This window comes from Streptomyces sp. NPDC056160 (genome assembly GCF_042268205.1).
Taxonomy (GTDB): Bacteria; Actinomycetota; Actinomycetes; order Streptomycetales; family Streptomycetaceae; genus Streptomyces.
This window is the reverse complement of the sequence record NZ_JBHJUW010000212.1, coordinates 1-10,548: the sequence shown is the minus strand read 5'-3', so window position 1 is coordinate 10,548 and position 10,548 is coordinate 1. Positions and strand designations below refer to the sequence as shown.

The window sequence follows — 10,548 nt, the reverse complement described above, 5'->3', positions numbered from 1 at the left end:
GGCCGGCGGCACGGCTGTGGCCTTCTCAGACCTGCGCGGCGAGCCATCCGCCGTCGACGCTGAGGATCTGCCCGGTGACGAAGGAACTCGTCGGCGACGCGAAGAAGAGCACGGCCTGGGCGACGTCGTCCGGACACCCCCATCCGGCCGAGCGCGTACTGACCGGTCAGGGCCTTCTCCAGGCCCGGGTCGGCGAAGATGGCGGCCGACATGTCGGTGTCGGTCACCGCCGGGCGCACGGCGTTGACCCGTACGCCCCTGCCGCCCCATTCTGCGGCCAGTGAGCGGGTGACGGCGTCGACGGCGCCCTTGGTCGCCGCGTACAGACTCTGGTTCGGCATGCTGCGCACACTGCCGATGTCGGAGGAGACGTTGACGATGCTGCTGCCGCCGTGGGAGGCCATGTGCTGGGCGGCCAGGCCGCCCAGCAACAGCGGGGTGCGGGCGTTGAGCGCCCACAGCGCGTCGGCCTCGGCGGGCGTCAGTTCGTGACTGGCGGTGAAGTTCTCCGCGGCGGCGTTGTTGACGAGGGCGTCCACCCGGCCGAAGCGGCCGAGGACGCTCTCCATCACGCGCCCCGGCGCCTCCGGCAGACTCAGGTCCGCCACCACGACCTCGGTGTCGGACGGGAGTTCACGCGCGGTGCGCGTCAGGGTCTCCTCGGTGCGGCCGACCAGCGCGAGCCGGGCTCCGGCACGGGCCAGCAGCGCGGCGACGGCGGCTCCTATGCCCCGCCCGCCACCGGTCACGACCGCCACCTTGCCGTCGAGCGGACGGGCGGGCAGGCCCTCGGGTCGTTCACTCATGGGGGTGTCTCATCCTTCTGTGCAGTCCTTCTGTGCAGTCCGTCATGGATTCCGTCTGTGGATTCCGTCTGTGCGATCCGCGGCGGGCGGCGGTAGGCGCCGTGCCACCAGATCTGGCCCAGCTCCCGAGCGAAGGCGGCGTCTCCGGCGCCGTCGTCCACCCGGATGTGGTGAGCGATCGCCTGCGCGCCGCCCCACACGATGACGCGGCTCGCCGCCGCGGGATCGAGTCCGGGCGTCGTCGCCCGTGCCCGCTGCTGCTCGACGAGCGTGTCGTACACGGCCTGTTCGAACTCCTCCAGGTCCGCGGTGTAGAAGTCGTTGACGGCCGCGTCGTAGGACGCCAGTTCCCGCAGCGCCGACAGGACGGCGTAGTGGTCCCGGTGGATGGCGATGACCTGGCGGAAGAACCGCGTGAAGCGTTCCGCGCCGTCCTCGCCGGCGGCCGGGTCCCAGGCCCGCGCCAGATCCAGCAGCCGCCGGCGCAGCCCGTCGGTCAGGACGAGCAGCAGCTCCGACTTGTCGCCGAAGCAGGTGTAGAAGGTGGCGCGTGCGACGCCCGCGTCCTCGATGATCTCCCGGACGCTGATCTCGGTGAAGACCCGTCCCGCCCGCAGGAGCCGTTCCAGCGCCTGCGTGAGCTGCCGTGCGGCCGGGGACCGGCCGCCTGGCCCAACGCGGCGCGGCCGGGTGATGGACGCCATGGCGGTGCTCCTTCCTCGGACCGTCTCAGCGGGCGGCGGACTGTTCGCCGATCTCCATGAGCACGCGGGCGAACTCCCGCGGGTGCGAGTAGAACGGCGCGTGGTGACCGGGAACCCGGCGGACGAAGTCGGCGCGGGCCGCCATCCGCTCCGCGACCGTCGCGGTGAGGGACACGTCGTTCTCGGGGATGACGTAGGTGGTGGGTACGGTGCGCCGGCCGGCCCGGGTGACGGTCTCGAAGTCGGCGCGCACGGTCTGCGGCACCAGGCGGGCCACGGCCTCCTTGGTCTCCTGGCTGTCCGGGTCGCCGTCGTAGAAGGCGGCGGGGAGGTTGAGTTCCGGGTTCTGCGGGGGCCGCAGGCCCGCCAGCGAGTCCGGCACCGGCACGCCGTGGCTCTGGAACATGCCCTCGCCCACGTCCAGCAGGTAGGCCGCCACGTAGACGGCGTGCACCACGCCGGACGCGTCCGCCAGTGCCTCGGTGAGCGGCACGCCGCCGTAGGAGTGGGCGACGGGTATCACCGGGCCGGGGGTGCCGGCGAGGGCCTCTCGGATCACCTCGGCGTCGTCGTACATGCCCGGCAGCGGTTCGGCCGGGGCGCTCTGCTCCACGGCGCTGCGCAGGCTCACCGTGCGGCTGCGCCATCCGTGCGCGTCGAGGACCGCGCGGAGCCGGTCGTAGACCCAGGGGCCGTGGTGGCCGCCGGGTACGAGGAGGAAGGTGGGACGGGACTGGTCGGCCGGCTCCGGCAAGGCAACTCCTGACTTCACCGCACTCGCGCGCCGGCACACGTACCGGGCGAGGCACGGGCGCTCTCGGCGCCCTGGGGACAACCGGCCCTTTCCGGGCCGTCCACGGAAGCATACATGTGTTCTGGACACCTTGTCTGAACATAATGTGTGAACACCCCGCGTTGCTGCTTTTACCTGGACGTGGAGCACACGTGCTTCCAGGCCGTCCACTCCGGAATCGCCTGCGCGCTCTCACACATGGCAGGACATGTGTGAGAGCGCGCGGGTGTACCCGGCCCCAGGCTCGTGTCAGTGGGCGGAGTTCGGGCCGCCGGTACAGTCGAGGGCGGTGAGGTCCACCGCGTCGGCCATCGCCTGCATCCCCTTGTCGTTGGGGTGCAGATGATCGCCGCCGTCGAGGAACGGCAGGATGCGCTCGGCGTCGTACGGGCTGCGCAGGACGCGGTCGAAGTCGGTCACCGCGTCGAAGTCGCCGCTGTCGCGGAGGAAGGCGTTGACCTCCTGGCGTACCGACTCCGCGGCCTGGTCCCACTCGCCCCAGCCCTTGAACGGCCCGACGGTCGCACCGACCACGCACTTCCCGGCGGCGTGCGCCCTCGCGGCGATCTCGCGGTACCCGGCGATCATGTCGGCGGCCGTGACCCCGGTGTGCGCCTTGATGTCGTTGACGCCCTCGAAGAGGAAGACGGTCCGCACGCCCGGCTGGGACAGCACGTCACGGTCCAGCCGGTTGCGGGCGCTCTGCCCGGCCCCGTCGGCCAGCACCTTGTTGCCGGAGATGCCCTCGTTGGCCACCCCCTGGACACCGGCGTGCGCCTGCCCCAGGCGGCGCGCGAGATAGTCGGGCCAGCGGCGGTTCAGGTCGGTGCTGGAGTGCCAGCCGTCCGTGATGGAGTCGCCCAGCGCGACGACCGCGGCGGTGCGCGGAGCGGTCCGTACGGAGACGGAGTCCAGGTAGAACCAGGAACCGGTGGTGCTCGTCCAGTGGCCGGCGCCCTCCTCGGCGGTGTGGTCGCCCTGCGTGGTGCACGAGGTCTGCATCGCCATGCCGTGCCCGGTGGCCGGACCGGCCGCGTCCGGGCTGTGCAGGCTGACGACCAGGTCGGTGCCGGCTGGCAGCCGGCCGGGCAGCGGGTCGCTGAGGACGGTCCGGCCGGCGGGGACGGAGACGGAAGTGGCGCCGCCGAAGGTCAGCCGCCGGTTGGTACCCGGGCGCAGGGCGGCGCCCGACCCCTGGACGCCGGCCCACACGCTGTCGAGGGTCAGCGGGCGGTCGCCGAAGGCGTTGGTCAGGCGGATGCGCGCATCGCTCCCGGCGACGCTGGTGTGCACGACGAGCCGGTACGCGCGGTCGGGCGTACCGGCACCGAGACGGTCGGCGCTCGCCCCCCAGGTCACCACCTCGTGCGACCGCGCACCGGACGCGGCCCGGACGGAGGCGGCGTGCAAGGACCCGGCCTGCCCGGGCGCCCGCTGCGCGCCGGTGGTCTGCGCGAACGCGGGCTGCACGGCCGTGGTCTGCGCGAGCGCGGGCTGTCCGGAGGCGGCGGCGCGCGGGACGGCGGCGCCTGCGGGCGCGGCGGCGTCGAAGGCCGTGGAAGGGACGACGGTCGTACCGTTCGTGGCGCTGGCTGTGGCGGCCGCCGCGGTCAGGAGTACGGCGGCCAGGGCGGCCGCCCGCGTGAGCTGGTCCCTCATCGGTCGAATCCCTTCAGCGTGACGGACCTTCCCGGTTCCAGGGCGACCGCGCGCACGGTGCCGCCGTGGGCCACCGTAGTGGCGCGGCCCCCGGTGCTGTGGATCCGCGCCGACACCGGCGTGCCGTTCTTCCAGCGCAGGTCGACGGTGAAGCCGCCGCGCACGGGAACGCCGGTGACCGCGCCGGAGGCCGCCCACGCGGCGGGCAGCGCCGGGAGCAGTTCGATGTGTCCGGAGCGGGCGTACAGCAACATCTCGACGACCGCCGCCGGGGTGCCGAAGTTGGCGTCGATCTGGAAGATGCCCCGGCCGGGCCCGGTCTCGTAGATGTCGAAGAGGTTGAAGGCCGTGCCGTTTCCGCCGCCGGTGGAGGGGCGGAGGTTGCTGACGACGAGCTGGTAGGCCTTCTCCGCGTTCTTCAGCCGGGCCCAGCACAGGGCGCGCCAGGCGTTGGCCCAGCCGAAGCTCTCCGTGCCGCGCGCGGTGAGCAGGGCACTCGCTCCGTCGACGATGTCCTTCGGGGTGGAGCCGTCGGGACGGATCCGGTCGCCGGGGAAGAGACCGACGAGCGGGGGCAGGTGGCGGTGGGTGGTCTCGCCGAGGTTGTCCGGTGACATCCACTCCTCCAGCCAGCCCGTCTTCGGGCTCACCCGGGGCAGGTACAGCCGCTCGCGCAGCGCGCCGATCCGCTGTGCGTGGCCGGTGTCCTTCTTCAACTCGGCGCAGGCGGCCTGGTAGTTGCCGAACAGCGCCCACACCAGTTCCTGGGCGTACGTGATGCCCTTGGCGTCCAGCGGGCCGTGTTCGGGGGACCAGTCGCTGTCGGCGACCAGCACCTCGCCGGGCGTGCCGGGCACGGTGGTGGCGACCAGCCGGGCCTCCCAGAACTCGCAGGCGCCCTTGAGCAGCGGGTGGATCCTCTCCAGGTGGGACCGGGAGAGTGTGTACTCGTAGTGCTCGAAGAGGGTGTTGCACAGCAGGCGTTGCCCGCCGGGTGCCACCACCAGCCGCCTCCGCCGTACGGGTTGGTGGAGATGGCGACGGTCCATCCCGCGTTCCTGCCGCTGGAGTTGCGGTACCGGTTGCGCGGGTCGTCGAAGAGCCGGCGGGTGGTGTCCGTCCAGGCCGGGAGCTGGGCGAGGCAGTAGTCGGTGAGGGCGTCGAAGCAGGGGGACAGGGCGGTCCGGTCGGCCATCCAGTAGTTCATCTGGAGGTTGATGTCGGTGTGGTAGTCGCCCATCCAGTCCGGGTCGTTGCCGTCGAGCCACAGGCCCTGGAGGCCCAGGGGGAGGCTGCCCCGGGATCCGGAGATCATCAGGTAGCGGCCGAACTGGACGTAAGCCGACTCCAGTTCGGGATCGGGAACGCCGCTCTGCGCACGGTGGCGGACGCGCTCCCAGGTGTCGAGGGAGCGCTGCTGCGGGGTGGAGGTGCCGAGGTCGATCCCGAGTCCGTCGTACAGGGCGCGGTGGTCGGCGGTGTGGGCGCGGAGCAGGGTGCCGGTCGCGTGCGAGGCCGCCGCGCGCACCTTCGTCCGGGCGAGCTGTTCGGGGTCGAGGGAGGGGTCGCGGTACGCGGTCCGGGCGTCGGGGGCGTAGTTCGTGCCGCCGCTGAGCACGACCGTGAGGTCCGGGCAGTCGGAGAAGTCGATGCGGGTGCCGTGCACGCGCACCCGGCCGCCGCCGCTCGTGTACGCGGTGACGGCCGCGCCGTAGCGCAGGCCGTTGGGGAAGGCACCGCCGAAGGAGACGGCCCGGGTCTCGCCGTGGGTGCCCTCCAGGGTGACTGTGCCGGTGTGGCGGCCTCCTCCGCTCTGCGTCAGGTGCACGACGATCACGTCGTCGGGACGGCTGGCGAAGACCTCCCGGCGGTAGGTGACGCCCGCGTACACGTAGGACGTGGTGATCAGGCCCCGGGCTAGGTCGAGGGTGCGGCGGTAGCCGTGGACGGCGGAGAGGTCGTGGCCGGGCAGGGCGACGGTGAGGCGGGCGAGGAGGGTGAGGGAGCCGAAGTCGTCGCGGCCGTAGGGGAACTGGCCGTCGGCATCGAGGGTGTCGTTGAGGCCGCCGGTCCACATCGTGGCGTCGGTGACGAGGAGGAGTTCGCGGGCGGGGTCGTTACCGGCGAGGGCGCCGAGGCGTCCGTTGCCGACGGGCAGGCCCTGTTCGATCATCGAGTGCTCGTCGGCGGGGGCCTGCCACCAGAGGGTGTGCCGCGCGTCCCCGGGAGCGTCGGACGCCTCCGTAGCGGCGGGCGGGCGCTGGGGGGCCGCCGAGGCGGTGAAGGCGGGCAGGGCGCCGAGGGCGGCTCCGGCGAGGGAGGCGGTCGCGGCGGCGGACAGGAGGGCTCTTCTGCTGGGGGCGGAGGCTGCGTGCGCTCGGGGTGACTCGGGCGAGCGGGGCTGGGCGGGGGGCATGGCGGCTCCTGGGTCGGGGTGGGTCCCGGCCGGGACGGGGCCTGGCCGGGGCCTGCGGGTTCGCCGGGACGCGGTGCGGCTGGAACCGGGGTTCGGCAGGGACCGCGACCGCGTCAGAGCGACTTCGGTACGTCGATCCGGTCGATGTCCGGGGCGTAGTCGGAGCCGCTGTCGAAGACGACGGTGTTGGCGCCGGCCTTCAGGACGACCGGGACGGAGACGGTGCCGGCGGTGCTCCAGTCGCCGGTGGAGGGGAACTTGTGGCGGACGGCGCCGCCGCCGTTGGCCGAGACCAGTGCGGAGCGGGCGTCGCCGCTGACGTAGGCGACCTTCACCTGGTAGGTCCCCGCCTTGTCCACGACGACGTCGTTGAAGGTGAGCTTGCCGCCCAGGTAGAGGTTGCCGACCTTCTTACCGCCCGAGCAGGCGGCGCAGTCGGCGACGGAGGCGTTGCCGCTCAGGGTGTTCGTGCTCGCCTCGGCCTCGTGGCCGGTGTAGGTGACGGCGGTGGTGCCGCGCGGGGTGAGGGTGAACAGCCGGGAGCCGTGCGCGGGCAGCGTCTCGGTCACCTTGTCGCGGTGGGTGCCGAGGTTCTCGTGGTTCCACAGGTCGCGGACGGCGGCCCGGCCGGTGAAGCCGAGGGCGGAGAAGTCGGCGGTGACGGCGGCGGGGGCGTCGGCCAGGTTGAACAGGGCGACGGTGTAGGTGCCGTCGGGGTTCTCCGCCGCCCAGACCTGCTGGGGGTCCGAGGGGGTGACGGGGTGTGCGGGCGGGGCGCTTCCCTGGTCGACGGCGATGACCTCGCGGTTGGTGAGCAGGGACAGGCCGTGGGAGTCGAGGCGGGTGAGGTCGTCGCCGGTGTAGAGGGGGGACTTGGCGATGGCCCACAGGGTGGCGTAGGTCTGCCGTTCGGCGTCGGTCAGGCCGTCCATGCGGCCGTTGCCGACGTCGAGGGAGTCGAGGTCGTTCCAGCCGCCGGGGCCGGCGTGGCGGGTCCAGGCGGGGGTGTCGTCGAAGCGGTCGTCGACGGAGTTCTCCCAGCTGACCAGGGTGTTGCAGTAGCACTCGACGTCGGTGTCGATGCGCCAGCCGTTCGTGTACTTCTTCCAGTCGGCGGCGTGGCCGATGTCCAGGGACCAGGACACCTCCAGGTGGAGGGGGCGCCCGGTGGCGGCGATGGCCTGGTGCCAGGCGGCCACGTCGGCGACGTTGTCGTACTGGTCGCCGCCCTTGCCCGAGCCGGGTCCCACGCCGTCGAGTTTGAGGAAGTCGTAGCCCCAGTCGGCGAGCAGCCGGGCCTGGGAGTCGACGTACTTCTGGGCGCAGGGGCGGGAGAAGTCGAGCTTGTAGGCGCTGTCCCAGCCGTTGGTGGTGCGCAGGTCGCCGTAGACGATGTCGGCGGTGGTGCAGCCGTCGGCGTGCCAGATCGGGGACTTCCCGCCGTCGTACGCCTCCTTCTCCAGGCCGGCCGGCAGGTAGATGCCTGCCTTGAGGCCCTTGGCGTGGACGGCGTCGGCGACGGCCTTCATGCCGTGCGGGAAGCGCACCGGGTCGGCCTGCTGGCGGGCGTAGCGGTCGAACTCGGGTTTCCAGGCGTTGTCGCGCCACCAGCCCGCGTCGATGTCCACGTACTCGTAGCCGTACTTCTTCAGCTTGGCGGCCAGGGCGCCGGTCTGCTTGAGGACGTTGGCCTCGGTGAGGTAGCTGTAGTCGCCGTCGGGGTTGAGGCCGGGGTACTTCGAGGACTGCATGCTCCAGCTGGACCAGCCCATGTAGGGCTTGGCGGCGAGGGCGGGAACGGGGGCGCTGTCGGTGTGCGCGGCCGGGGTGGCGTGTGCGGGTGCGGCCGGGGCGGTGGTGCCGTCCGCGTGCGCGGCCGGGTGGGTGGTGTGTGCCTGTGCCGCCTGGGTGGTCGTCACCAGGCCCGCGGCGAGGGCCAGGACGACCACGGTTCTCAGGGCGCGGGCGGGCAGGGCGGGGTACGAGGAAGACCGCACGGGTCGTGCCTCCTGGAATGAGTGGGGCGTCTCGGGGGGCTCAGCCCTTGCCCGAGCCGATGGCGAGTCCGCTGATGAACTGGCGCTGGAGCGCGAAGTACACCAGTAGCGTGGGGATCGCGGTCATCAGCGCGCCCGCCGCGATCAGGTTGGGGTTGGTGAAGTACTGGCCCTGGAGGTTGGCCAGTGCGGAGGTGACGGGACGCTTGTCGCCGGTCTCGATGAGGGTGAGCGGCCAGAAGAAGTCGTTGTAGATCCAGATGGATTCGAGCGTGGCGAGCGCGGCGAACGCGGGACGGCACAGCGGCAGGATGATCTGGAAGAACTGCCGCCACACGGGTGCGCCGTCGACGAGGGCGGCCTCGGAGATCTCCTTGGGGATCGTCTTCATGTAGTTGCTGAGGACGAAGGTGCAGAAGCCGCACTGGTAGGCGATGTGGATGACGATGATGCCCCAGGCCGAGTTGTACAGCAGCAGCGAGTCGCTCATCCAGGCGGGCAGCGGGATCTGGAGGTAGAGCCGGTACAGGGGGGTGATGAGGACCTGGGCCGGCAGCAGGTTGCCCGCGGTGAACAGCATCAGCAGGGCGAGGTTGAGCCGGAAGTCGAAGCGGGTGACGAAGAAGGCGACCGCGGCGGAGAAGAGCAGGGTGCCGAGGACGGCGGGGACGGTGACGAGGACGGAGTTGAGGAAGAAGTGCGGCATGCCGGACTGGGTCCAGGCGGCCGTGAAGTTGCCCGGGCCGAAGCTGTGCGGCAGCGAGAAGTAGCCGTGGCGCGCGGTGTCGTCGTAGGAGCGCAGCGAGGTGTAGACGGCCCACAGCAGCGGGACGAGCCACAGCACGGAGACGGTGCCCAGCAGCAGGTGGCGGCCGGTGTGGCGGGGCGGGCGGCGCGGGCCGCGGGCCGGGGCGGGCCGTCGGGCCGAGCGGACGCGGGTGCGGATGCGGGTGCGGGTGCGGGTGCGGGTGCGGGTGTCCGGGCGGTGGGCGGTCGTCGTCATGTGTCCTCCTTGCGGAAGGTCTGCACGAGGAACGCGCCGATCGCGGCCAGGGAGACCAGCAGCAGTACGACGGCGAGCGCGGAGCCGTATCCGATGTGCCCGGACTCGCCGATGATGTTGTCGGTGATGAGGAGGGACAGCAGTTCCATGCCGGGTTTGCTGCCGGTGCCGCCGCCGAGGACGTAGACGATGTCGAAGGCGCGCAGCGACTCCATGACGGTGACGACGACGATGATGACGTTGACCGGCTTGAGCGCGGGCAGCACGACGCGGAAGTAGGTCTGCCGGCCGTTGGCGCCGTCCAGGGCGGCGGCCTCCTTGAGGGCCGGGTCGAAGCTCTTCAGGCCGGCCAGGTAGAGGATCATGATGTAGCCGGTGTGCCGCCAGGCGGAGGCGACGAGCACGGCCCACAGGTTGAGGGACGGGTCGCCGAGCCAGTCCACGTGGTGGGAGGAACCGGCCGCGCTCAGGAGGCTGTTGAGCAGTCCGGTGTCCGGGTTGTAGATGATCTCCCAGATGAAGCCGACGACGGCCAGGGAGAGCACCATCGGCAGGAAGATCGCGGTCTGGTAGAAGCGGGTGAACCGTATCTTCTGGTCGAGCTGGTAGGCGAGGAACACCCCGAAGGGGGTGGGCAGCAGCGCGGTGAAGAGCAGCCAGAGCACGTTGTGCTCGACGGCGGGCCAGAACGGCGGGTAGTTCGTGAGGATCTCGGTGTAGTTGCCGAGGCCGGTCCAGTGGATGCCGGACAGGTCCAGACCGTCCCAGGTGGTGAAGGAGAGGGCGATGGAGGCGAGCGCGGGCAGCCAGACGAAGACCAGCAGGGCGATGAGGGGCAGTCCGATGACGGCCGCCAGGAAGAGGCGGTCGCCGCGGCCGAGGCGGGAGGGGGACGCGGAGGCGGGGGGTGTCCGGTCCGGGGCGGAGGGCGCGGGGGCCGTCGGAGCGGGCGAGCGGGACGCGAAGGACACGGCGGGAGCCTTTCCGGTCCTGGTCAGGCCGTGAAGAAGCGGGAGCGCTGGGACTCGATCCGCTTCAGCGTGCCGGAGCCGTCGTCGGGGTGGCCGAGCCATTGGGATGCTCCTATGCTTGTCAAGCTGCAGGAGCGAGGTCGGTTTGGGTGATTCGTTCGGTTGGTGTGGCGGTCAGAGCGCGGTAGACCTCGCGGGC

At 71.8% G+C, this 10,548-nt stretch carries 8 protein-coding genes and 2 pseudogenes; all 10 read right to left on the bottom strand.

Features of this window, described 5'->3' with window-relative positions:
- Positions 1-25: 25 nt before the first annotated feature.
- The gene (locus ACFC02_RS39575; RefSeq protein WP_376367376.1) at positions 26-112 is read right to left on the bottom strand and encodes a hypothetical protein; all 87 of its coding nucleotides are present in this window, start codon (positions 110-112) and stop codon (positions 26-28) included.
- A 91-nt stretch (positions 113-203) separates the two neighbouring features.
- Positions 204-806 (bottom strand): annotated as a pseudogene (locus ACFC02_RS39570) (SDR family NAD(P)-dependent oxidoreductase); the annotation flags it as partial.
- On the bottom strand, positions 803-1,510 hold the full coding sequence (locus ACFC02_RS39565) for a TetR/AcrR family transcriptional regulator (protein ID WP_376367373.1): 708 nt from the start codon (positions 1,508-1,510) through the stop codon (positions 803-805). The pseudogene ACFC02_RS39570 and the gene ACFC02_RS39565, both read right to left, overlap by 4 nt.
- Before the next feature lie 25 nt (positions 1,511-1,535).
- A complete protein-coding gene (locus tag ACFC02_RS39560; RefSeq protein WP_376367372.1) occupies positions 1,536-2,264 on the bottom strand; it encodes an alpha/beta hydrolase in 729 nt (242 codons plus the stop codon).
- 288 nt (positions 2,265-2,552) lie between these two features.
- Positions 2,553-3,962, bottom strand: coding sequence for an SGNH/GDSL hydrolase family protein (locus ACFC02_RS39555; protein ID WP_376367370.1), 1,410 nt, complete (start codon positions 3,960-3,962; stop codon positions 2,553-2,555).
- Positions 3,959-4,216, bottom strand: coding sequence for a glycoside hydrolase family 95-like protein (locus tag ACFC02_RS39550; protein ID WP_376367374.1), 258 nt, complete (start codon positions 4,214-4,216; stop codon positions 3,959-3,961). The genes ACFC02_RS39555 and ACFC02_RS39550 overlap by 4 nt, the downstream gene beginning before the upstream one ends.
- Before the next feature lie 54 nt (positions 4,217-4,270).
- Positions 4,271-6,135 (bottom strand): annotated as a pseudogene (locus tag ACFC02_RS39545) (glycoside hydrolase N-terminal domain-containing protein); the annotation flags it as partial.
- 356 nt (positions 6,136-6,491) lie between these two features.
- A complete protein-coding gene (locus ACFC02_RS39540) occupies positions 6,492-8,375 on the bottom strand; it encodes a carbohydrate-binding protein (RefSeq protein ID WP_376367368.1) in 1,884 nt (627 codons plus the stop codon).
- A gap of 40 nt (positions 8,376-8,415) precedes the next feature.
- A complete protein-coding gene (locus ACFC02_RS39535; RefSeq protein ID WP_376367366.1) occupies positions 8,416-9,378 on the bottom strand; it encodes a carbohydrate ABC transporter permease in 963 nt (320 codons plus the stop codon).
- Entirely contained in the window at positions 9,375-10,349 is a 975-nt protein-coding gene (locus ACFC02_RS39530) for a carbohydrate ABC transporter permease (protein ID WP_376367364.1), read from the bottom strand. Before ACFC02_RS39530 ends, ACFC02_RS39535 begins: the two co-directional genes overlap by 4 nt.
- Between the last annotated feature and the right edge of the window lie 199 nt (positions 10,350-10,548).

What these genes read in the sequence shown, in the direction of transcription:
- ACFC02_RS39565 (WP_376367373.1), bottom strand. Translation starts at nt 1,510, where the DNA reads ATGGCGTCCATCACCCGGCCGCGCCGCGTTGGGCCAGGCGGCCGGTCC.
- ACFC02_RS39550 (WP_376367374.1), bottom strand. Translation starts at nt 4,216, where the DNA reads ATGTTGCTGTACGCCCGCTCCGGACACATCGAACTGCTCCCGGCGCTG.
- ACFC02_RS39555 (WP_376367370.1), bottom strand. Translation starts at nt 3,962, where the DNA reads ATGAGGGACCAGCTCACGCGGGCGGCCGCCCTGGCCGCCGTACTCCTG.
- ACFC02_RS39535 (WP_376367366.1), bottom strand. Translation starts at nt 9,378, where the DNA reads ATGACGACGACCGCCCACCGCCCGGACACCCGCACCCGCACCCGCACC.